Origin of the sequence: Streptosporangium sp. NPDC001559, assembly GCF_042893955.1 — a bacterium.
Taxonomy (GTDB): domain Bacteria; phylum Actinomycetota; class Actinomycetes; order Streptosporangiales; family Streptosporangiaceae; genus Streptosporangium.
In genome coordinates this window covers 311,414-332,838 of the sequence record NZ_JBIAVG010000009.1, presented here as the reverse complement: position 1 = coordinate 332,838, position 21,425 = coordinate 311,414, and the positions used below count along the sequence as shown (strand labels likewise).

Below are 21,425 nucleotides of genomic sequence, written 5' to 3'. Positions count from 1 at the left end.
TGGCAGCACCGATGCACCCACGGGAGACAGTCTGCTGTATTCGGTCCCCTAAATGGCAGACCTATTTTTGTCACCGAAGGTAAGGCGGCGATCATTATCGAACCGAGACCTTATTGGGGTTTGGTCGAATCGCCGTATGGAAATCAAAGCACATTACGTGATCAGCCGCCCGAGGCACGGTCCTTCAGCACCCGGCGCTGCTGTTCGAGCGCGACGAGCTCGGCGAACAGCCGGTTGAACCCCTCCTGCTCCTCAACGGGATTGGTCCGCTGCATCTGCGACTTGAGCTGCTCGACGGCCCGCTCTACCGAGATCAGTTCGAGCGCGGTGAGCATCCCCGAGGCGTATCTCTCCTCGTCGTCCAGGTCGACGCGCAGCCCCTCGACCGCGAGCCGGGTGACCAGCGGGCGCAGCGCCTCGGTCGACACGCCGAGCAGCCGGTCGACCCACTCCCGTCCGCCGGGGCCCGCCGTGGCCGTACCGCCCGCCTCCAGGATCAGCTTGTGCAGGGCGACGTGCTCGGGCAACGTGAACGCCTCGGCGCCGATCGTGTCGTAACCGGGCCCCAGCAGCGCGGGCCGCTGCACGGCCAGCTTCAGCACCTCCGCCTCGGTCCGCACCGCAGGGTCGGTCAGCTCGGCGACCTTGCGCGGCCCGGCGGGCCGCTGCGGACGCTGCGGCGCCCCCTGGGCGGCGACGGAGACCTCGGCGATGCGGTCCACGACGAACTGCTCGTTGTTGAAGCCCAGCCAGCGGTCGAGGTCGACGGCGTACAGCTGGCGCAGCGCCCTGTCCTTGATGCCGGCCACGATCGGGGCCGCGGCGTCCAGCGCGGACAGTCTGCCCTCGTTCGTGCTCACGTCGTGGCGGAGGATCACGCTGCGGATGGCGAAGGCGAACAGCGGCTCCCGGCTGGCGATCAGGTCGCGGACCGCGGCCTCGCCACGGGTGATGCGCAGGTCGCACGGGTCGAGCCCGTCACCCTGGACCGCGACGAAGGTCTGCGTGACGAACTTCTGCTCGTCGGCGAAGGCCCGCAGCGCCGCCTTCTGCCCCGCGGCGTCGCCGTCGAAGGTGAAGATCACCTCGCCCTGCGAGCCCGACTGGTCGAGCAGCAGCCGCCGCAGCACCTTGATGTGCTCCTGGCCGAAGGCGGTTCCGCAGGTGGCGACCGCCGTCGGCACCCCCGACAGGTGGCAGGCCATCACGTCGGTGTATCCCTCGACGATCACCGCCTGGGACCGCTTGGAGATCTCCCGTTTGGCCAGGTCTACGCCGTAGAGGACCTCGCTCTTCTTGTAGAGCGGGCTCTCGGGGGTGTTGAGGTACTTCGGGCCGTCCTCGGCGTCGTTCAGCTTGCGGGCGCCGAATCCGATGACGTCGCCGGTGATGTCGCGGATCGGCCAGACGAGCCTGCCGCGGAAGCGGTCCATCGGCCCTCGCCGTCCCTCCTTCGCCAGGCCGCCCTTGATCAGCTCCGCGGCGGTGAAGCCCCTGGCCATCAGGTGCCGGGAGAGGGCCTCCCACTCGGCGGGCGCGTAACCGACCCCGAAGTGCTCGGCGTCGGCCCGCTCGAACCCGCGCTCGGACAGGAACCTGCGCCCGGCCGCGGCCTCCGGGGAGGAGAGCCGCTCGGTGTAGAACTCCGCCGCCGCCCGGTGCGCCTCGATGAGACGGCTGCGCTCCCCCTGCTCGCGCCCGGGGACGTAGCCGCCCTGCTCGTAGCGCAGCTGGATGCCGGCCCGGTTGGCCAGCCGTTCGACGGCCTCACCGAACGACAGGTGCTCAAGACGGCGGACGAAGGTGATGACGTCGCCGCCCTCGGCGCAGCCGAAGCAGTACCAGTAGCCGCGGGCGGGGGTGACGTTGAAGGAGGGACTCTTCTCGTCGTGGAAGGGACACAGTCCCTTCATGTTGCCGCCGCCCGCGTTGCGGAGCTGGATGTGCTCACCCACGATGTCCGCGATCGGCGAGCGCTCCCGCACGAGCGCGATGTCCTCGTCACTGATCCGGCCTGCCACGCCGTGAGTCTAGTGCGGTCCTCCGACATCCCGGGCGTCCCGGAGCGGCCCCGGCTGGGACGCCGACTTTCCCGAACAGGTCGTGACCAATCGGAAGGTCGGCTACAAAGGTAAAGGCTGGTTATCGATAACGTTAGCCTGGTGGAGATCATGCGATCGGGGCACATAGCTCGACTGAGTGTGGCGATGGGCGTTCTGCTCGCCACCGGGGCCTGCGCGTCCCCGGGAGGGGTCGCGGGTGTCAGCACCCTTCCCCCCGCGGCGGAGGTCGCGGCCACAGGGCCGGGAAAGGTCACGGCGACGATTCCCACCCCGTCCCCGGCGCCCGCCGCGCAGGCGAGTGTGACCCGACCGGCGGGCGACGACCCGGTGCGGGTCCCACCGCCGAAACTGTCGAACTTCAGCTACGTCTTCCCGGTCAAGGACTGCAGGGTGAGCTACGAGAGCAGGCTTCTCGTGCTGCCGAAGACCACGATCTGGACCGGGAAGGGCTGCTCGTTCGTCTCCCCGGTGAACGGGGTGGTCGACGAGGTCAACGCCAAGAACCGGTGGAAGCCCTCGACCGACCGGGGCCCCGACCGGGAGGGCCGTTTCGTCACGGTCATCGGTGACGACGGCGTGCGCTACCTCGGCGGCCACCTGGACAGGATCACTCCGGGGATCAAGCCCGGCGTCAGGGTCTCCGCGGGTCAGGTCCTCGGTCAGGTCGGCAACTCGGGCAACGCCCGCTCGACCGCGAGCAACCTCTACTTCGCGATCTCCTGGAAGACCGACCACTCCCTCTGGTGGGTACGGCGCGGCATGGTCCCGCCGTGGAACTACCTGGACGCCTGGCTGGACGGCAACCGCACGCTCTCGCCCGCCGAGGAGTCGCGGACCGTGATGAACCGGGTCGGCGCCTCCCCCAAGTGCTCGACCCTGTGCGCCTCCAAGCCCGGTTCGACGGACAAGCCGGAGAAGCCGTCCCCGACGCCCGAGGAGAAGATCCCCCTGGGCAACTGACCCGTTCCCGCGGGTCCTCTCCGCCGGAGACGGGGTTTCCGGCGTCTTTCACCGTTCACACAGCCGGCACGGACCACAAGAGCCGCGCCGGGATATCACGGTTTCCATGAGTACGGCGACCCGCCGGGGCCCTCGGGCGGCGGGAACGCCCTTACGCGGGCGGCATGACCCCCGTGACCGGCGCGCGGCCGCACCGCGACCGGCTCCTTCACCGCGCCGCCAGCCGATTGATCACTATTCCTCATCCCCAAATCCGAGAAATCACCCCAATAAATAAATATCACCTTTTCGGCCACCCAAAAGCGACACCTTGACAGACAGGTAACTTTTGCTACGTTTTCCCGAAAAGAACAAATGTGGCGGCCCTTTGGGAGCAAGATCAAATGACGACAGATTTCCCAATTTCTCGCACTTGTCCTTTTTCTCCCCCGGACGAGTACGAACGGCTCCGCGAACAGGCCCCACTCGTCAGAGCCAGGATCGCCAGGGGCGAGGTCTGGCTGGTGACCCGGCACGCCGAGGCACAGCAGGTGCTCAGCGATCCCACGGTCAGCACCGATCCGGCGTCCCCCGGCCATCCGATGCCCGCGATGCGGCCTGACGACCCCTCCGAGGAGGAGCTGAAGATCCGCAGGAGGTTCCAGGCCGGCCAGTTCATCGACATGGACCCGCCGGAGCACAGCCTCTACCGGCGGATGCTGATCCCCGAGTTCACCGTGCGACGGGTCAAGGAGATGCGCCCGGCCATCCAGGAGGCCACCGACCTGCTCATCGACGACATGCTGAAGGCGGGCTCTCCGACCGACCTCGTCGACGCCTTCGGCTTCGCCCTGCCGTCCATGGTGACCTGCACCCTCCTCGGCGTCCCCTACGCCGACCGCGACTTCTTCCGGGCCAGGACCCGCAAGATGATGGACACCGGCGTCGGCTCCTCCGCCGACGGGATCGCCGCCGCCATCGAGGTCTGGCACTACCTCGACGGGCTGATCACCGAGGCGGAGGGCGAGCCGGGCGACGACCTCATCGGACGCCTGGTCACCGCGCGGCGGGAGACCGGCGAGCTGACCCACGACGCCCTGGTCGGCATGGTCTTCCTGCTGCTCATCGCCGGGCACGAGACGACCGCGAACATGATCCCGCTGGGCGTGCACACCCTGCTGCGTCACCCGGACCAGCTCGCCGCCCTGCGCGCCGACCCCACCGGCTGGCCCTTCGCCGTCGAGGAGTTGCTGCGCTACCACTCGATCGTCGACTGGGTGGGCTTCGACCGGGTCGCCACCCGGGACATGGAGATCGGAGGCCAGGCCGTACGAGCCGGGGAGGGCATGTTCGTGCTCGGCGCCTCGGCCAACCGCGACCCCCGCGTCTTCGACCGGCCCGACGACTTCGACATCCGCCGGGGCGCCCGCAACCACCTGGCCTTCGGCTACGGCGTCCACCAGTGCCTCGGCCAGAACCTCGCCCGCGCCGAACTGGAGATCGCCTACCGCGCCCTCTTCGACCGCCTGCCCGCTCTCCACGTCATCGGGGACGACGCCGACCTGCCCTTCAACTACGACGGGGTGGTCTTCGGCACCCGTGCCTTCCCCGTGGGCTGGTAGCCCGTACGCGGTCAGGTGGCCCGTGCGGGACGGCCTCAGGCACGCCGTTCAGGCTGCGGTCATCGGAAATCGCCTTTACAAAGTATGGTCAACCCGTCCCGGGGAGGGCTCCCGCCTCGAAGCCCGTCCCCGGCTGACGAGCGCCGCTCCCAGGTCCGCTCCACCGATCTCGTCCGGATGGGTCCGGTGCTCTTCGGGGCGGACGGTGGAGGTCCGGGCACGCGCCTTCCCGGTCTGTGGGTCCGTTTCCGGCCCACAGACCGGGTTACAGACCGGGTTTCCGCGTTCGCCCTGTCAGCAGGGTGCCGCCGCGTAGAGGGTCCCCGCCTGGGTGGTGATGCGGGAGGCGGCGTCGGCCCAGGTGGTGCCCAGGGGGTTGAGGGTCAGCACCACCATGATCTTCCGGTCGTTCGCACAGAGGGTCCCGGAGGTGTGCATCGCGGGGCTGGCCAGGTCGACACTCGCCGTACGGGCGGACGGGCTCCGCGTACCGGCCGCCACCGGGCACCGCGGGTCCTCGTCGAAGGCGGACCAGCCCTGCTTGACGGCCCAGGGGGCGGAGACGGCGCGCGGGATGCCGAAGTACTGGTCCCAGCCGTCGTCCGCGCACCGGGTGGCCTGGCGCAGGTGCCCCATGATGAGGTTCCTGAAGGACGGGTCGGCTCTCTCCAGGATGTAGCGGTAGATCTTCACCACGTCGGCGGCGCTGATCTCGGTGTAGCCCCACATCCCCCGGTCGGCCGGCGGCGCCGTGTCGGTCAGGCCGATCTTGGTCACCATCCGGCTCACGATCGTCTCCCAGCCGCCACGCACCCACAGGGTGCTCGCGGCGCTGTCCTTACTCGAACGCAGCATGCTCTGCAGCAGCTGGGCGTCGGCGGTGGGCACCGCCGTACCCGGGCCGAGGGTTTCGAGGTAGTCGAGGGCGATGAGCAGCTTCACCAGCGAGGCGGAGCGGAACCTCTTGTGCTCCTCGCTGCGCACGGACGTGCCGGTGACACGGTCGTAGACCATGTAGGCGGTCGAGCGCTCGGCGGGCAGCGGCGGGCACTGGGCGAGCCTGGCGTCGTCCGGGTCCAGTGAGGTGTTCAGGTAGAGCGCGGGCACGAAGCCGTAGCCGTGCCGCTCCGGGTTGCTCACCACACGGTCGCCCTGGGTGTAGTACCACACGTTGTTGCCACCGCCGTGCTGCTGGCCGCGCGTCCAGCACAGGAACCAGCTCTGGGCGGTGTCCATGACCCCCACCTGCGGCGACGAGCCGTCCGGAGTCGCGTGGACCGGGGCTCCCGTCTGGTTGCCGCAGACGGAGTCCTCGGTGAACGTGTTCGGGAAGATCCCGCCGCCGTGACTGACGCCCGTACGGTGCTGACACACCTGGGCCTGCGCGGCGGAGGTGGGTAACAGGGCCAGGGCGGCGGCGACGAGCACACCGACGAGCAGCCCGTTGAAGACTCGCATGCGTTCCCCTCACTGGTCGAAGGGCGTCGCGTCCCGTGCGCGTCACCGGAACGCGCGCCCGTCCCCGATGGGTTCACGTAACCATGACCGGGAAACTCCGACAATCCTTGATCCAGCCATAAACCACAGGTTTCCCGACATACCGGAACGCCGACCGCGAACAAGCACCGCACAATCCTCTTGGGCCATTCGTGAATTTCGTCGGACTTTGTGGCGTTTGCCGGTCGGGTAGGTAGCCGATGGACCCCGGCACCGTACCGCCGACCGGGCCTGGCCCGGCGAACAGGAGATCCACATGCCCCTGCACAAGGTCACCTCCTGGGACGACGTGTACACCTCGCCGCTGAGCGAACGGCCGCTGCCGAAACGCCGCCTTCCCGACTCCCCCGCCGAACCGCGCGCGGTCTACGACCTCGTCAGCTCGGAACTCCTGCTCGACGGGAACTCCGCGCAGAACCTGGCGACGTTCTGCACCACCTGGAGCGACGAGGAGACCCATCGTCTGATGGATCTCTGCCTCGGCAAGAACATGATCGACAAGGACGAGTACCCGCAGACGGCCGAGATCGAGTCCCGGTGCGTGCACATCCTGGCCGACCTGTGGAACTCCCCCGACGGCGTGGGCACGATGGGCTGCTCGACGACCGGGTCGAGTGAGGCGGCGATGCTCGGGGGGCTGGCGCTCAAGTGGAGATGGCGCCGTCGCCGCCGGGAGGACGGCAAGCCGACCGACCGCCCCAACCTGGTCTGCGGCCCGGTGCAGGTCTGCTGGGAGAAGTTCGCCCGCTACTTCGACGTCGAGCTGCGGCAGGTGCCGCTCGAACGCGACGCGACCGGTCTCCGCCCGCACCAGCTACGCGACTACGTCGACGAGAACACGATCGGCGTCGTGGCGATCCTGGGCGTCACCTACACCTGTGACTTCGAACCGGTCGCCGGCATCGCCGGGGAACTCGACGCGATCCACACCGAGACGGGCCTGGACGTGCCGATCCACGTGGACGCCGCCAGCGGCGGGTTCGTCGCCCCGTTCGTCCAGCCCGACCTGCCGTGGGACTTCCGGCTCGAACGGGTCGCCTCCATCAACGCCTCCGGCCACAAGTACGGCCTGGCGCCGCTCGGCGTCGGGTGGATCGTGTGGCGCTCGGCCGACCTGCTGCCGAAGGACCTGATCTTCGACGTCGGCTACCTGGGCGGTGAGATGCCGACGTTCGCCCTCAACTTCTCCCGTCCCGGCGGCGAGATCGTCGCCCAGTACTACACGATGCTGCGGCTGGGCCGGGAGGGCTACCGCAGGGTCCAGCGGGCGTGCCTGGACACCGCGCGGTTCCTGGCGGACCGGATCGCCAAGATGGGGCCGTTCGAACTGCTCTACGACGGCCGGGGCGCCCTGCCCGCGGTCTCCTACACCCTGGCCGGTCCCGACCCCGGCTTCTCCCTCTACGACCTGTCAGAACAGCTGCGCACCAGGGGCTGGCAGGTTCCCTCCTACCCGCTGCCGCCCGACCGGCAGGAGACGGTCGTCCAGCGGGTGCTGATCAGGCACGGCATCGGCCGTGACGAGGTCTCCCTGCTCGCCGAGGACATCCGGCGCTGCCTGGACCGGCTCCACCGGGGCGGCGGGGCGGAGCACAGGCCAGGATTCCACCACTGAACCACGAGCCGTGGCTCAGCCGCCCGACAGGCGCCGGTGCCAGGTGAGCGCGGAGGTGTCGGTGAGCGAGGCGATCTGGTCGACGACCACCCGCAGCCGCCCGGCGTCGGTCTCCGCCCTGGTGAAGGCGGGACGCAGCGCGGGTTCCAGGGTGAGCGGCGCGCCGAGCATGATCAGGTGGGCGAGGTCGCGGACGATCTCACGCTGCCTGGCCTGGTTGGCGCTGTGCGCGTCGCTGGTCATCACGTAGTGCGCGGTCAGCCCCTTCAGCAGGGCGCATTCGAGACGGGTGCGCCGGGGGACGACCAGGTTGGCGCCGTGGCGTCCCGCGGCCTCGCCGTACGCCTCGCGGGTCGCCTCCTGCGCGGAGCGGCACAGGTGACCGATGAGGGAGCTGGTGAGCGCCTTGGTCGCGACGAGGTCGGCGAGCGTGCCGTCGAAGTGGCGGGGCCACAGCGGCAGGGCGAACAGCCCGCCGAGGACGTCGTCGAGCTCCGCGGGCGCGGCGTCGGGGGCGTACCAGGCACGGGTCGTCGCGCAGACGCCCCCGCGCTCCGCCGGGTCGCGCAGCACCTGCGGCATGACGGCGCCGGAGTGCAGGGCGTCCTCCAGGTCGTGCACCGAGTAGGCGACGTCGTCGGCCCAGTCCATGATCTGGGCCTCGAAGCTGACGCTGCCCTCGGGGGCGCCCCGCCTGATCCACTCGAAGACCGCCATGTCCTCCGGGTAGGCGCAGTACTTGGGGCTTCGCTCCCTGGTCCAGGGATACTTGGTCGCGGCGTCCAGGCAGGCCCGGGTGAGGTTGAGTCCGGCGCTGCGGCCGTCCTCGGTGAGGACCTTGGCCTCAAGACGGGTCAGCAGGCGCAGGCTCTGCGCGTTCCCCTCGAACCCGCCGCACCCGGCGGCCAGTTCGTTGAGCGCGGTCTCCCCGTTGTGCCCGAACGGCGGATGCCCCAGGTCGTGGGCCAGGCACGCGGTCTCGACCAGGTCGGGGTCCCTGCGCAGGGCCTGGCCCATCTCCCTGCCGATCTGCGCGCACTCCAGGGAGTGGGTCAGCCGGGTGCGCGGAATGTGCTGCCCGCTGCCGAGCGTCTCCGCCGGTCCGACCACCTGGGTCTTGGCGGCGAGCCTGCGCAGCCCCGCGCTGTGCAGCACCCGCGCCCGATCGCGTTCGAACGGGCTTCGTTCGGGGTTGCCGGGCGGTTCCGGCACCCATCTGGCCTGGTCATGCTCGTCATAAGCGTGCATAAGTGCAGTGATTTTATCCAGGAAAGGTGCCACCTATGCGAAACGTCGTGGAAACACCTGGTGACTCCTGGAAACCCCGGCCTCTCCCTCCAGGGAAGAGGCCGGGGCGCACGATCCGTCAGCGGGTGTCCGAACCCGTGCTCACCAGGGCCGCACGGCCCGCCTCAAGACGGGCGACGGGGATGCGGAACGGCGAGCAGGACACGTAGTCGAGCCCGGCCTGGTGGCAGAAGTGGATGGAGTCCGGGTCGCCGCCGTGCTCGCCGCAGATGCCGAGCTTGAGGTCGGGCCTGGTCGCGCGTCCCTCCTCGGCGGCGATCCGCACGAGCCTGCCGACTCCGTCGCGGTCCAGCGACTCGAACGGCGAGACACCGAAGACGCCGAGCTCCAGGTACTTGGAGAAGAACGCCGCCTCCACGTCGTCCCGGGAGAAGGCCCAGGTCATCTGGGTCAGGTCGTTGGTGCCGAAGGAGAAGAACTCCGCGGCCTCGGCGATCTGCGCCGCGGTCAGCGCCGCCCTGGGCACCTCGATCATCGTGCCGACCAGCGCCTCGACGCCGACCTCGGCCAGGATCCGCCGCGCCTCGTCCCTGACGTGCTCCAGCTCCTGGACCGCGCCGACCAGCGGGATCATGATCTCGGCGCGGGCGCCCTCCACGGCCTTGGCGGCCTCGGCGATCGCCCTGACCTGCATGGCGAACAGGCCGGGGATGACCAGGCCGAGCCGTACACCGCGCAGGCCGAGCATGGGGTTCTGCTCGTGCAGGCGCTTGACCGCGGCCAGCACCCTGCGGTCCTTCTCCTCGGCCTGGTCCCCGGCGAGGGCCACCTTGACCGACAGCTCGGTGTAGTCGGGCAGGAACTCGTGCAGCGGCGGGTCGATCAGCCGGATCGTGACGGGCAGGCCCGCCATCGCCTGGAAGATCTCCACGAAGTCCGCCTTCTGCAGCGGTTCGAGGGCGGCCAGCGCCCGGTCGCGCTCCTCCTCGGAGGAGGCCAGGACGAGGTCCTCCACCAGCTGCCTGCGGTCCCCGAGGAACATGTGCTCGGTACGGCACAGCCCGATGCCCTCGGCGCCGAACCTGCGGGCGCGGGAGGCGTCCTCGGCGTTGTCGGCGTTGGCCCGCACCTTCAGCCGCCTGGCGGCGTCGGCGTGGGTCATGATGCGGTGCACGGCCGCGACCAGCTCGTCGTCCTGGTCGGTCGCGCCCTCGAAGTACTCGACGACCGGGGAGGGGACGACGGGCACCTCGCCGAGGTAGACCGCGCCGCTCGATCCGTCGATGGAGATGACGTCCCCCTCGGAGACCACGACGCCGCCGGGGGCGGTGAACCTGCGCTCCTTGGTGGAGACCTCAAGCTCCTCCGCGCCGCACACGCAGGTCTTGCCCATGCCCCGGGCGACGACCGCGGCGTGGGAGGTCTTGCCGCCCCGGCTGGTGAGCACGCCCTGGGCGGCGATCATGCCCGCCAGGTCGTCGGGGTTGGTCTCGCGGCGGACCAGGATGACGGCCTCGCCCGCCGCGGCCAGCTCGACGGCCCGTGCGGAGGAGAAGACGGCCTTGCCGACGGCGGCGCCGGGCGAGGCGTTCATCCCGGTGGTGATCCTGGCGCTCTTCGCGTCGCCGTCGAAGCGCGGGAACATCAGCTGGGCCAGCTGGGCGCCGTTCACCCGGGTCACGGCTTCGTCGAGGTCGATCAGGCCCTGGTCGACCAGCTGTACGGCGATGCGGAAGGCCGCCCCCGCGGTCCGCTTGCCCACCCGGGTCTGGAGCATCCACAGCTTGCCGCGCTCGACAGTGAACTCGATGTCGCACAGGTCGCGGTAGTGGTTCTCCAGCGTCTCCATGATCTTCATGAGCTCGTCGTAGACGGCCTTGTCGAGGCGCTCCAGATCCTGCAGCGGCATGGTGTTGCGGATGCCCGCGACCACGTCCTCACCCTGGGCGTTCTGCAGGTAGTCGCCGTAGACACCCTGGTGGCCGCTCCCGGGGTCGCGGGTGAAGGCGACGCCGGTGCCCGAGTCCATGCCGCAGTTGCCGAACACCATCGAGCACACGTTGACGGCCGTGCCCAGGTCGGCGGGGATGCGCTCCTGACGGCGGTAGAGGATGGCGCGCGGGGCGTTCCACGACTCGAAGACCGCCATCACGGCCATGCGCATCTGCTCGTGCGGGTCCGCGGGGAAGTCCTGGCCGGTCCGCTCGCGGACGATGCCCTTGTAGATCTCGACCAGGCGCTGGAAGTCGGCGGCCTCGAGCTCCAGGTCGTCACGGCCGTTCTTGAGCTCCTCCAGGGCCTCGTCGAACAGCTCACCGTCGATGCCCTGGACGGTCTTGCCGAACATCTGGATGAGGCGCCGGTAGGAGTCCCAGGCGAAGCGCTCGTTGCCCCCGGCCTGCTTGACCAGGCCGTGCACGGACTGGTCGTTGAGCCCGATGTTCAGGACGGTCTCCATCATGCCCGGCATGGAGAACTTGGCCCCGGAGCGCACGCTGACCAGCAGGGGGTCGTCGGCCTGGCCGAGACGCCTGCCCATCCGGCCCTCCAGCGCCGTCAGGTGCCGGGAGATCTCCTCGTCCAGCCCCTCGGGGAGCCCGCCGTCCTCAAGGAAACGGCGGCACGCGTCGGTGGTGATGGTGAAGCCGGGGGGCACCGGCAACCCGAGATTGGTCATCTCGGCCAGGTTGGCCCCCTTACCGCCGAGCAGATCCTTGAGATCTTTGTTGCCCTCGGTGAAGTCGTAAACGTACTTGGGCACGGTTGCTCCTTCTGCGACTTCAAATGACGTGTGGTCCCGCCTTGGTTGGACTCTACCGACGCAGAAGAAGACGAAACGCCACCCACCCCACGAAAGAGCGTTTGCCCAGGTAGAAGGCTACGTAGCGGTCTAATCCAATTTAAATGAGCAGCAAAGCCGCAGTGATATGGGCCACCCCAAGAATTGGTATAAACCAATTGGTATAAACCAATTGTCTCAGCATTCAAACGCGTTCACGGAGGGTTCAACCCATGGGGTATGGGGTACGGAACGGCCTTCCCGCGCATCCGATGTAACGCGCGTCACACACGTTCCCGAGGCCACACGGGAAACGACCGGGTCCCGATTGTCGAAGATCTCCTGGCTCACCCCGGCTTCGCATGGGATTGTCACCTTTGTGATGAGTAGTGGCGAAGCGAGGAACGACCATCCCTGGGCCAGGCCGGACAGCCGCGAGGAGGAACGACAGACGGCCAGGCCGCCGTGGGAGGCGGGGCGGCCCGGCTGGGCGGCCCCTGCCGGGGAGCAGGCCGACCCGAGGCGGGCCGCGCGGGCGGGGCGCCGTACGAGAAGGGTCGTCGCCTGGGTTCTGACGGGGACGCTCGCCCTGGCCGCCCTGCTCGCCGGTCTGGCCGTCCTCGTGCCTCGTCTGCTGTCACGCCCCGGGCCGGGCGCCCTGGCCTCCTCAGGCCCGGCCTCCGCCGAACGGTCACAGGAGCCCGGCGCCGTCACCTACATCGACGACGTACGGCTCGGCACCTGCGTCAACGAGGTCTCCGACAGCACGACCTCCGACAAGAACAGCGGAATCCTGCCCCTGGTGAGCTGTTCGGCCCCGCACGATGGCGAGGTGCTGGCCAGGTTCCTGTTACCCCCCGGGATCTGGCCGGGCGACGCGAAGGTGCGGGAGACGGCCGCGCGGGGATGCCGGGAACGGCTTGAGCCGCTCTTCGAGAACAGTCCCGCCGGGGACCGGCTGGCCACGCTGGCCTTCGTCCCGCTACGGGAGGAGTGGCCGGAAGACCGGCTCGTGGTCTGCGTCGCCGTACATCAGGGGGTCGCGCCCCTGGTCGGGCCGGTCGTCCCGGGCGGCTCCGGACCTCAGGACGCCGACCCCCCGCGGACACAGACGGCCCCCGCTCCCGTGGTCGCCGGGGCGGGGGCCGGATGGGTCAGTCGTTGAGGTGCTGCCGGAGGTAGGCGTCGACCTTGTCGAGGGCCACGCGCTCCTGGGTCATCGAGTCGCGCTCGCGGATGGTCACCGCGTGGTCCTCAAGGGTGTCGAAGTCGACGGTGACGCAGAACGGCGTGCCGATCTCGTCCTGACGGCGGTAGCGGCGGCCGATGGCGCCCGCGTCGTCGAACTCGACGTTCCACCGGCGGCGCAGCTGGGCGGCCAGGTCCTTCGCCTTCGGCGACAGGTCGGCGTTGCGCGACAGCGGCAGCACCGCGACCTTGACCGGCGCGAGGCGGTGGTCGAGCCGCATGACCGTGCGCTTCTCCATGACGCCCTTGGCGTTGGGCGCCTCGTCCTCGGTGTAGGCGTCGATCAGGAAGGTGAGCGTGGCGCGGTCGACACCGGCGGCGGGCTCGATCACGTAGGGGACGTAGCGCTCGCCGGTCTCCTGCTCGAAGAAGCTCAGGTCGGTGCCGGAGGCCTTGCCGTGGGCCGTCAGGTCGAAGTCGGTGCGGTTGGCGATGCCCTCCAGCTCACCCCACTCGCCACCGGTGAAGTTGAAGCGGTACTCGATGTCGACGGTCCGCTTGGAGTAGTGGGAGAGCTTCTCCTTGGGGTGCTCGTACAGACGCAGGTTCTCCGGGGTGATGCCCAGGTCGGTGTACCAGCGGAAACGCTCGTCGATCCAGTACTGGTGCCACTCCTCGTCGCTGCCCGGCTTGACGAAGAACTCCATCTCCATCTGCTCGAACTCGCGGGTGCGGAAGATGAAGTTGCCGGGGGTGATCTCGTTGCGGAACGACTTGCCGACCTGGCCGATGCCGAACGGGATCTTCCTGCGCGCCGACTGCTGCACGTTGAGGTAGTTGATGAAGATGCCCTGCGCGGTCTCCGGGCGCAGGTAGGCCAGGCCGGACTCGTCCTCGACGGCGCCGAGGTAGGTCTTCAGCAGGCCGCTGAACTGCTTGGGCTGGGTGAAGGCGCCCTTGTTGCCGCAGTTGGGGCAGGTGATGTCGGCCAGGCCCTCGGCGGGCTGCTTGCCGTGCTTCTCGGCGTAGGCCTCCTCAAGGTGGTCGGCCCGGTAGCGCTTGTGACACGACTGGCACTCGGTCAGCGGGTCGGTGAAGGTCTCCACGTGGCCGCTGGCCTGCCACACCTCGCGGGCGAGGATCACGCAGGAGTCAAGACCGACGACGTCGTCGCGGCCCTGCACCATGGTCTTCCACCACTGCCGCTTCACGTTGTTCTTGAGCTCCACCCCCAGTGGTCCGTAGTCCCAGGAGGCCCGGAGGCCACCGTAGATCTCGCTGGAGGGGTAGACGAGCCCACGTCGCTTGGCGAGGCTGACGATGGTGTCCATGATGTCCGTACGGCGTGCCATAAGGGAAAATCTCCATCCGGCTGGAGGTCGGCGAGGAATTGGTCGAGACCCCAGCTTAGGGGAGCCGCACCGGCGCCAGACGCGCATTACCCCTCACGCCGCCCGTGCGGCGGGTCCTACGGACGTTCGGCGTCCTCGAAGGCGCTGGGCTCGTTGAGCATCAGGGGCATCAGCGGGTACATCGCCATCCTGGCCGCGCCGAGCGCGCGCCGGTAGAACCCGGCCCCCTCCCACTCGCTGACCAGCGCCCACAACTCGGGCTCGTCCACCGACCTGACCACGCGCCCGCGCACGTATCCCGGCTGCCCCGCCAGGGTGTCGACGATGTCGTGCGCCTGGGCGAGGAACTCCCCGGTACGGCCTGCGGGCACCGAGTAACGGATGAGAGCGAGCATCCGCCCAGAATGCCAGAGCCCCTCCCGCCCCCGCGCATCGGTGCGGGAGCTGCCGCCGGGAGGGGTCACGGCGTTAGGCTCGGGCCGTGGCCGAAAAACGCCGTGAGCGCCCCGCACACCCGATGGCCAGGCCCCGCCCCGCCCGGGGCGCGGCGAAAGGCCCCCGTCCGCTGCCGCCCGGCGAGCAGTTCTTCACGCCCGGAGCCACGGGGCTGCGGCGCGAGGTCGAACGGCGCAGCGCGGCCCCGCTCGTCTTCCTCTTCCAGCTTCCCCGCTGGATCCTGCCGGTGGTCCTGGTGGCGTTGCTGCTGGCCGGGTTCGCCGTGCCGTCCTTCCTCGGCGGGATCGCGGTACTGCCGGTGATCGGGTTCGTCGGCTGGCTGGCCTACATGTCGTGGCCCTCCCTCGGCGTCAGGGGGCGCATCCTGCGCGTCGCCCTGCTGACCTTCCTGCTCCTGCTGGTCGCCGACAGATTCGGGGCGTTCTAGACGATTTTGACAACCATTTTCATTTACGCGCATACTGGTGAGCATGATGTCCGGCTCCTCCCGACGTATGCACATGCGCACAGCAAGTCTGCTCGCCGCTCTCACCGCCGTCCTCACCGTCACCACCGCCTGCGGCTCCGGCCAGGCAGGACCGGCCGGAGCACAGGGAGGTAAGACCGACATCACCGCGGCCATGTACCCCCTGCAGTGGCTGGCGGAGCGGATCGGCGGCCCCGACGCCACCGTCACCGCCCTGACCAAACCCGGAGTCGAGCCGCACGACCTCGAACTGTCCCCCGTCCAGGTCGCCGGCATCGAGGAGACCGGTCTCGTCGTCTACGTCAAGGACGTGCAGCCCGCGGTGGACGAGGCCGTCGAACAGCACGCGGCCGGCCGGGGCCTCGACGTCGCCTCCCTGGTCAAGACCATCCCCTCGTCTCCCTCGTCCCCCTCGTCGGCCGGGGAACAGGACGGGGGCGAGACGGGCGACGCCGCCCACGACCCGCACGTCTGGCTCGACCCCTCCCGGATGGCCACGATCGCCACCAAGCTCGGCGACAGGCTCGCCGAGGCCGACCCGGCCCACGCCAAGGGCTACCGGGACCGGGCCGCCGCGACCGTCGCCGACCTCACCACCCTGGACGGTGAGATGTCACGGGGCCTGAGCGGGTGCTCCTCGACGGCGATCGTCACCAGTCACGCCGCGTTCGGCTACCTCGCCGACCGCTACAAGCTCCGCCAGATCGGGATCAACGGCATCGACCCGGAGACCGAGCCCTCCCCCGCCCGGCTCGCCGAGGTGGCGAAAGTGGCCAAGCAGGAGAAAGTGACTACGATTTTCAGTGAGGCCCTCGTCAGCCCGAAGGTCGCCGAGGTCCTCTCCACCGAGATCGGCGCCAGGACCGCCGTTCTGGACCCGGTCGAAAGCCAGCCGGCGAACGGCGACTACCTGTCCGCCATGCGCCAGAACCTCAGTGCGCTCCAGACGGCGCTCGGCTGCTCGTAAAGGCGACACGTGACATCCATCGAAACGGTTTTCAGCATGAGCGGCGGCCAGGTCAGCCTGGACCGCCGCCCGGTGCTCCGGGGCGTCGACCTGACCATCGGAGCCGGTGAGGTGGTGGCCGTGCTGGGCGCGAACGGCTCGGGCAAGTCCACCCTCATCCGCGCCCTGCTCGGCCTCGTCCCCCTGTCCGGCGGCACCACCCTGCTGTACGGCACGCCGCCCGCCCGGTTCAGGCAGTGGTGGCGGATCGGGTACGTGCCCCAGCGGCTCTCGGTCGGCGGCGGCGTGCCCACCACCATCCGCGAGGTCGTCGCCTCCGGCAGGATCGCCAGGCAGCGGCGCCTGCGCCTGACCGGCGCCGCCGACAAAGAGGCGACCTCCATGGCTCTGCGGGCCGTCGGCATGGCCGACAGGGCGGGCGACCCGGTCCAGGCCCTGTCCGGCGGACAGCAGCAGCGGGTGCTCATCGCCCGCGCCCTGGCGGGCGAACCCGACACCTTCGTCATGGACGAGCCGACGGCGGGCGTCGACGCCCAGAGCCAGCAGCTGCTGGCCGACACCCTGACCTCCCTGGTCGCCCAGGGCAAGACGGTCCTGCTGGTCGCCCACGAGCTCGGCCCGCTCGAACCGCTCATCACCCGGGCCGTCGTGCTCAGGAACGGATTCGTGTGCCACGACGGCGCGCCGCCCCACGCGGTCGGCGCGCACGCGCTGCCCGGCCACGACCACGTCCACCCGCATGAGGCGGGCAAACCGCTGAGCTCGCTCGACTGGAGACCGACGTCGTGATGGACCTTCTGCAGTACGAGTTCATGCAGCGGGCACTGATCGCCGCGCTGCTGGTCGGTCTCGCCGCCCCGGCCATCGGCACCTTCATCGTGCAGCGCAGGCTGGCCCTGCTCGGCGACGGCATCGGGCACGTCGCGCTCACCGGTGTCGCGTTCGGCTTCCTGACCGGCACCGCCCCCGTGCTGACCGCCGTCGTGGTGTCGGTGCTCGGTGCGGTGGCCATCGAACTGGTCCGCGAGCGCGGCAGGACAGGCGGCGACGTGGCGCTCGCCCTGCTGTTCTACGGCGGCATCGCCGGAGGCGTGCTGCTCATCTCGCTCGCCCCCGGAGGCAGCAACTCCAGCCTGCTGTACTACCTGTTCGGCTCGATCAGCAGCGTCAGCGTCGAGGACGTCTGGGTGATCGCCCTGCTCGCGGTCGCCGTCCTGTGCGTCGTCGTCTTCTTCGGCCGCGAGCTGTACGTGCTCTGCCAGGACGAGGAGGTCGCCAGGACGTCGGGGCTGCCGGTGCGTTTCCTGAGCCTGCTGATCGCCGTCACCGCGGCGCTGACCGTGGTCATCGCGATGCGCGTGGTCGGCCTGCTCCTGGTCAGCGCGCTGATGGTGGTCCCGGTCGCCACCAGCCAGCAACTCACCCGGGGCTTCAGGAGCACGATGCTGCTGTCCATGGTCTTCGGGATGGTTTCCACGGTCAGCGGGCTGACTTCCTCCTTTTATGTCAAGGTGCCATCGGGCGCCATCATTGTTGTCATAGCGCTCGGAGGGTTCGTCCTGGCCCTCGCGCTCGGTAGATTCGTACGCCGAAGCCGACCACAGGAGTCCAATCCATGAGCAGCAGACGCGATGCCGTCCATGACGTCCTCCGCCACAGCGAGGGCTTCCGAAGCGCGCAGGACGTCTACGCCGAGATGCGCGCCGAGGGCGCCAAGATAGGCCTGACGACCGTCTACCGGGCGTTGCAGGCCCTGGCCGACAGCGGCCACGTCGACATGCTCAGGACCGACGACGGTGAGTCCGTCTACCGCGCCTGCGCCAGCGGCGACCATCACCACCACCTCGTCTGCCGCCGCTGCGGCAGGACCGTCGAGGTCGCCGGGCCCGCGGTCGAACGCTGGGCCGAGACGGTCGGGGCCGAGCACGGCTTCACCGACGTCACGCACACGGTCGAGGTCTTCGGCACCTGCGCCTCCTGCTCGACCGCCGCCAGGACGCACGCGGCGGTGAGTCACTCCTGACGACCGCCCCGGCCACGGCGTGGCTGACGTACCGTGAAAAGCCCCTCACGCCCGCGTTACGGGGGATAATCGTCCGAGACGGCGAGTCGCCGGACGCGCCCTCCCACGCCGAAACCGCCCTCTTCAGGAGTCAACATGCCATTCGGACATGACATGGTGCACTCACTCGCGACCGTGGTCGACCTCATCAACACCTCCCCCGCGACCGGAGGCCCCGACAGGCTGACCGATCTGCGGGAGCTCGGTGAGTTCGTGGAGCGCCACCAGGTCAGCGGTGTCGGTGAGCTCTGCTCCGCCGACCTGAACCAGGTGCGCGCGGCACGCGAGGCCTTCCACAAGGTCTTCACCGCCCCGGACCAGGCGACGGCGGTCATCCGGCTGAACACACTGCTGAGCGGTACCCGCATCACCCCGCGGCTGACCGAGCACGACGGGCACCCCCTGCACGTCCACTACTTCGCCCCCGGCGCCTCCGTCGGCGAACACCTGTCGGCCGACCTGGGGGTCGCGCTGGCCCACCTGCTCGTCGAAGGCGAGTGGGAACGGCTGCGCACCTGCTCCGCGCCCGACTGCGACAACGTCTTCGTGGACGAGTCGCGCAACCGCTCCCGCGTGTACTGCGACAGCCGCACCTGCGGGAACCGGATGCATGTGGCGGCTTACCGGGCGCGCCGGCGGGCGTAGTTCTTTGCGACGCCTTCGGCGTCGCGGGCTTGGGCGCTTTCCCTCGTCGCTGTGTCTCTTTGCTCCGCCTACGGCGTCGCGGGCTTGGGCGCTTTCGAGTCGGCGCTTTCCCTCGTCGCTCATCCGCTTCGCTCCTTCGCTCCTCAGTCCAAGCACCGACGCGCCCAAGCCGGACACTCCTCACACACGGCACCGGTAAGGCACAAGCCCGAACCCTTCACGGTCGGCATCAGGAGAACCTGAGCGGAATTCTTGGGGGGCACTCTCTGTAATTACCTATTGACCAGGTAGGCAATGGGGGTAGTTTGGGTGTGGCGTTGCCGTGAAAACCGACAGGAGAGTTCATGAGTGTCACCGACGAGCTTCTCGCCAACGCGGAGCGTTATGCCGCGGCGTTCGACAAGGGAGACCTGCCGTTGCCTCCGGCGCGCCGTGTCGCCGTGCTGGCCTGTATGGACGCCAGGCTGAACCCCTACGGCCTGCTGGGTCTCACCGAGGGCGACGCGCACGTCATCCGCAACGCGGGCGGTGTGGTGACCGCCGACGAGCGGCGCAGCCTGGCCATCAGCCAGCGCCTGCTCGGCACGCGGGAGATCATCCTCATCCACCACACCGACTGCGGCATGCTCACCTTCACCGACGACGAGTTCAAGCGGCAGATCCAGGCCGAGGTCGGAACGAAACCCGACTGGGCGCCGGAGGCCTTCCCCGACCTGGAGGAGGACGTCCTGCAGTCCGTCAACCGGATCAAGAACGACCCGTTCATCCCGCACACCGACTCGGTCCGCGGCTTCGTCTACGAGGTCGAGACGGGACGGCTGCGCGAGGTCAAGGCCTGACAGGACCGGGTACGCCCGCCCGCCCCTGACCCGGAGGGGGCGGCCCCGGAACGCCGGTCTCAGGGGAGTGGGACCCGCGCCACGGGGTTCGGCACGGCTCCGCCGTACCTTCTGTCGCGCTTGGCGAACAGCTCGCAGGCCTCCCAGAGGTCGCGGCGGTCGAAGTCGGGCCACAGGCGGTTCAGGAAGACCATCTCCGCGTAGGCCATCTGCCAGATCAGGTAGTTGGAGGTGCGCTGTTCGCCGGAGGAACGCACGAACAGGTCGACGTCGGGGATGTCCGGCTCGTCGAGATATCTGGCGAAGGTCTCTTCTTTGACCTTGCCCGGCTTGACCCTGCCCGCGGCGATGTCCTCCGCCAGGCGCAGCGCCGCGTCCACGATCTCGGCCCGGCCGCCGTAGTTGACGCAGAACTGCAGGGTCAGTGTCGAGTTGCCCTCGGTCATCCGCTCGGCGTCCTGCAGCTCCTTGATGACGCTCTTCCAGAGCCGTCCCGGACGGCCCGCCCAGCGCACCCGCACCCCCATCGCGTTGAGCTCGTCCCTGCGGCGGCGGATCACGTCGCGGTTGAAGCCCATCAGGAACCGGATCTCGTCCGGCGAGCGCTTCCAGTTCTCCGTGGAGAAGGCGTAGGCGGACAGGTAGGGGATGCCCAGCTCGATCGCGCCCTCGATCACGTCGAACAGCGACGACTCGCCGGCCTTGTGCCCCTCGGTGCGCGGCAGGCCGCGCTGCTTGGCCCACCTGCCGTTGCCGTCCATCACGATCGCCACGTGCCGGGGCACGAGGTCGCGGGGGATGGGCGGCGGGGTCGCTCCGGACGGATGAGGCACCGGGGGACGGACGTTCACGTGGCGGGTTCCCTTTCTGCGCGCTCCCGCTCCACATGCCGGAGCGAGCGTATGCCGTGTTCGAGGTGCCATTGAAGGTAGGCGGCGACCAGGCCGCTGCACTCGGTGCGGTGCCTGCTCTCCGAGGCGTCCGCGCTCCGCCAGTCGCCCTTGAGCAGGGCGACCATCAGCGCGATGGTCTCCCCGGCCGGTACGGCGGCGCCCGCCGGGCGGCAGGCCCCGCACACCACTCCCCCGGCCACGATGGCGAAGGCCCTGACCGAGGTCGTCCTGCACCGGGCGCACTCCTCCAGGGCCGGAGCGTAGCCCGCGACGGCCAGTGAGCGCAGGAAGTAGGCGTCGAGCACGAGCCTGGCCTCGTGCTCCCCGGAGCCCAGCGTGCGCAGGCCTCCGACCAGCAGCAGGAAGTGCCGCAGGGCCGGTTCCTTCTCCGCCATGATCAGCCGGTCGGCGGTCTCCAGCATCGCGCTGCCCGCCGTGTAGCGCGGATAGTCGGCCACGAAGGCCTCGCCGTACGGGCGGATGGTCTCGGCCTGGGTGATCACGTCGAGCGTGCGGCCGGTGTGGAGTTGGAGGTCCACGTGGGTGAAGGGCTCAAGGCGGGCGCCGAAGCGCGACATGGTCCGCCGCACACCCTTGGCGACGCCCCGGATCTTTCCGGTTCGCCTGGTCAGGACGGTGACGATGCGATCTGCCTCGCCCAGCTTGTGCGTGCGCAGCACGATGCCCTCGTCACGGTACAGGCTCACCGGATCAGTCTAGATGGCACGGCGGCATGCCGGTCCAACCATGATCAACGGGAACGGAAGGATCACGAGTGCGTGTTGTTCACCTAA

19 protein-coding genes are annotated in these 21,425 nt (G+C 69.3%); 11 read left to right on the top strand and 8 right to left on the bottom strand.

Annotated features, from left to right (window positions below; translation table 11 throughout):
• Positions 1–161: 161 nt before the first annotated feature.
• The gene (dnaG, locus tag ACFYY8_RS21980; protein WP_390043625.1) at positions 162–2,021 is read right to left on the bottom strand and encodes a DNA primase; all 1,860 of its coding nucleotides are present in this window, start codon (positions 2,019–2,021) and stop codon (positions 162–164) included.
• Between the two features lie 150 nt (positions 2,022–2,171).
• Here dnaG and ACFYY8_RS21975 point away from each other — a divergent pair, with 150 nt between their 5' ends.
• Together ACFYY8_RS21975 and ACFYY8_RS21970 are read left to right on the top strand one after the other, a co-directional pair.
• Positions 2,172–3,023, top strand: coding sequence for a peptidoglycan DD-metalloendopeptidase family protein (locus ACFYY8_RS21975; RefSeq protein ID WP_390043694.1), 852 nt, complete (start codon positions 2,172–2,174; stop codon positions 3,021–3,023).
• A 383-nt stretch (positions 3,024–3,406) separates the two neighbouring features.
• Positions 3,407–4,624: a cytochrome P450 gene (locus ACFYY8_RS21970; protein ID WP_390043623.1), complete on the top strand. Its 1,218-nt coding sequence runs from the start codon at positions 3,407–3,409 to the stop codon at positions 4,622–4,624.
• A 294-nt stretch (positions 4,625–4,918) separates the two neighbouring features.
• Here ACFYY8_RS21970 and ACFYY8_RS21965 read toward each other — a convergent pair whose 3' ends face one another.
• On the bottom strand, positions 4,919–6,082 hold the full coding sequence (locus ACFYY8_RS21965) for a hypothetical protein (protein WP_390043621.1): 1,164 nt from the start codon (positions 6,080–6,082) through the stop codon (positions 4,919–4,921).
• Positions 6,083–6,377: 295 nt separating this feature from the next.
• Between ACFYY8_RS21965 and ACFYY8_RS21960 the strand changes: the two genes are divergently transcribed.
• Positions 6,378–7,736, top strand: coding sequence for a glutamate decarboxylase (locus tag ACFYY8_RS21960; protein ID WP_390043619.1), 1,359 nt, complete (start codon positions 6,378–6,380; stop codon positions 7,734–7,736).
• Between the two features lie 15 nt (positions 7,737–7,751).
• Here the strand turns inward: ACFYY8_RS21960 and ACFYY8_RS21955 are convergent, their stop codons facing one another.
• Together ACFYY8_RS21955 and ppdK are read right to left on the bottom strand one after the other, a co-directional pair.
• On the bottom strand, positions 7,752–8,984 hold the full coding sequence (locus tag ACFYY8_RS21955) for a deoxyguanosinetriphosphate triphosphohydrolase (RefSeq protein WP_390043617.1): 1,233 nt from the start codon (positions 8,982–8,984) through the stop codon (positions 7,752–7,754).
• A gap of 118 nt (positions 8,985–9,102) precedes the next feature.
• A complete protein-coding gene (ppdK, locus tag ACFYY8_RS21950; protein ID WP_390043615.1) occupies positions 9,103–11,745 on the bottom strand; it encodes a pyruvate, phosphate dikinase in 2,643 nt (880 codons plus the stop codon).
• Between the two features lie 400 nt (positions 11,746–12,145).
• Between ppdK and ACFYY8_RS21945 the strand changes: the two genes are divergently transcribed.
• Positions 12,146–12,928 (top strand): hypothetical protein, encoded by a 783-nt coding sequence (locus tag ACFYY8_RS21945; RefSeq protein ID WP_390043613.1) that lies wholly within the window; start codon positions 12,146–12,148, stop codon positions 12,926–12,928.
• On the opposite strand, the gene ACFYY8_RS21940 is transcribed toward ACFYY8_RS21945, so the two are convergent.
• Entirely contained in the window at positions 12,918–14,303 is a 1,386-nt protein-coding gene (locus tag ACFYY8_RS21940; protein WP_390043611.1) for a glycine--tRNA ligase, read from the bottom strand. The genes ACFYY8_RS21945 and ACFYY8_RS21940 overlap by 11 nt on opposite strands.
• A gap of 116 nt (positions 14,304–14,419) precedes the next feature.
• The gene (locus ACFYY8_RS21935) at positions 14,420–14,698 is read right to left on the bottom strand and encodes an antibiotic biosynthesis monooxygenase family protein (RefSeq protein WP_352008647.1); all 279 of its coding nucleotides are present in this window, start codon (positions 14,696–14,698) and stop codon (positions 14,420–14,422) included.
• Positions 14,699–14,784: 86 nt separating this feature from the next.
• Here ACFYY8_RS21935 and ACFYY8_RS21930 point away from each other — a divergent pair, with 86 nt between their 5' ends.
• The 7 genes from ACFYY8_RS21930 (at position 14,785) to ACFYY8_RS21900 (ending at position 19,738) form a co-directional block, all read left to right on the top strand.
• Complete coding sequence (locus ACFYY8_RS21930; protein WP_390043609.1) at positions 14,785–15,186, top strand: DUF6703 family protein; 402 nt, start codon at positions 14,785–14,787, stop codon at positions 15,184–15,186.
• Between the two features lie 73 nt (positions 15,187–15,259).
• A complete protein-coding gene (locus ACFYY8_RS21925; RefSeq protein WP_390043607.1) occupies positions 15,260–16,192 on the top strand; it encodes a metal ABC transporter substrate-binding protein in 933 nt (310 codons plus the stop codon).
• 36 nt (positions 16,193–16,228) lie between these two features.
• Positions 16,229–16,981 (top strand): metal ABC transporter ATP-binding protein, encoded by a 753-nt coding sequence (locus tag ACFYY8_RS21920; protein WP_390043606.1) that lies wholly within the window; start codon positions 16,229–16,231, stop codon positions 16,979–16,981.
• On the top strand, positions 16,978–17,811 hold the full coding sequence (locus tag ACFYY8_RS21915; protein ID WP_390043604.1) for a metal ABC transporter permease: 834 nt from the start codon (positions 16,978–16,980) through the stop codon (positions 17,809–17,811). Before ACFYY8_RS21920 ends, ACFYY8_RS21915 begins: the two co-directional genes overlap by 4 nt.
• Positions 17,808–18,215, top strand: coding sequence for a transcriptional repressor (locus tag ACFYY8_RS21910; protein WP_352008643.1), 408 nt, complete (start codon positions 17,808–17,810; stop codon positions 18,213–18,215). Before ACFYY8_RS21915 ends, ACFYY8_RS21910 begins: the two co-directional genes overlap by 4 nt.
• A 135-nt stretch (positions 18,216–18,350) precedes the next feature.
• Positions 18,351–18,899 carry a CGNR zinc finger domain-containing protein gene (locus ACFYY8_RS21905; protein ID WP_390043602.1) on the top strand — a complete coding sequence of 183 codons (549 nt, stop codon included), beginning with the start codon at positions 18,351–18,353 and terminating at the stop codon, positions 18,897–18,899.
• 344 nt (positions 18,900–19,243) lie between these two features.
• Positions 19,244–19,738: a beta-class carbonic anhydrase gene (locus ACFYY8_RS21900; protein WP_390043600.1), complete on the top strand. Its 495-nt coding sequence runs from the start codon at positions 19,244–19,246 to the stop codon at positions 19,736–19,738.
• Positions 19,739–19,797: 59 nt separating this feature from the next.
• On the opposite strand, the gene ACFYY8_RS21895 is transcribed toward ACFYY8_RS21900, so the two are convergent.
• Complete coding sequence (locus ACFYY8_RS21895) at positions 19,798–20,589, bottom strand: isoprenyl transferase (RefSeq protein WP_390043598.1); 792 nt, start codon at positions 20,587–20,589, stop codon at positions 19,798–19,800.
• Positions 20,586–21,338, bottom strand: coding sequence for a DNA repair protein RecO (gene recO / locus ACFYY8_RS21890; protein WP_390043596.1), 753 nt, complete (start codon positions 21,336–21,338; stop codon positions 20,586–20,588). The genes ACFYY8_RS21895 and recO overlap by 4 nt, the downstream gene beginning before the upstream one ends.
• Positions 21,339–21,425 lie beyond the last annotated feature (87 nt).

Excerpts from the sequence above, each read along its gene's own strand:
- ACFYY8_RS21975 (WP_390043694.1), top strand. The coding sequence starts at position 2,172 with ATGCGATCGGGGCACATAGCTCGACTGAGTGTGGCGATGGGCGTTCTG.
- ACFYY8_RS21970 (WP_390043623.1), top strand. The coding sequence starts at position 3,407 with ATGACGACAGATTTCCCAATTTCTCGCACTTGTCCTTTTTCTCCCCCG.
- ACFYY8_RS21965 (WP_390043621.1), bottom strand. The coding sequence starts at position 6,082 with ATGCGAGTCTTCAACGGGCTGCTCGTCGGTGTGCTCGTCGCCGCCGCC.
- ACFYY8_RS21960 (WP_390043619.1), top strand. The coding sequence starts at position 6,378 with ATGCCCCTGCACAAGGTCACCTCCTGGGACGACGTGTACACCTCGCCG.
- ACFYY8_RS21955 (WP_390043617.1), bottom strand. The coding sequence starts at position 8,984 with ATGCACGCTTATGACGAGCATGACCAGGCCAGATGGGTGCCGGAACCG.
- ACFYY8_RS21945 (WP_390043613.1), top strand. The coding sequence starts at position 12,146 with ATGAGTAGTGGCGAAGCGAGGAACGACCATCCCTGGGCCAGGCCGGAC.
- ACFYY8_RS21940 (WP_390043611.1), bottom strand. The coding sequence starts at position 14,303 with ATGGCACGCCGTACGGACATCATGGACACCATCGTCAGCCTCGCCAAG.
- ACFYY8_RS21935 (WP_352008647.1), bottom strand. The coding sequence starts at position 14,698 with ATGCTCGCTCTCATCCGTTACTCGGTGCCCGCAGGCCGTACCGGGGAG.
- ACFYY8_RS21925 (WP_390043607.1), top strand. The coding sequence starts at position 15,260 with ATGCGCACAGCAAGTCTGCTCGCCGCTCTCACCGCCGTCCTCACCGTC.
- ACFYY8_RS21920 (WP_390043606.1), top strand. The coding sequence starts at position 16,229 with ATGAGCGGCGGCCAGGTCAGCCTGGACCGCCGCCCGGTGCTCCGGGGC.
- ACFYY8_RS21910 (WP_352008643.1), top strand. The coding sequence starts at position 17,808 with ATGAGCAGCAGACGCGATGCCGTCCATGACGTCCTCCGCCACAGCGAG.
- ACFYY8_RS21905 (WP_390043602.1), top strand. The coding sequence starts at position 18,351 with ATGCCATTCGGACATGACATGGTGCACTCACTCGCGACCGTGGTCGAC.
- ACFYY8_RS21900 (WP_390043600.1), top strand. The coding sequence starts at position 19,244 with ATGAGTGTCACCGACGAGCTTCTCGCCAACGCGGAGCGTTATGCCGCG.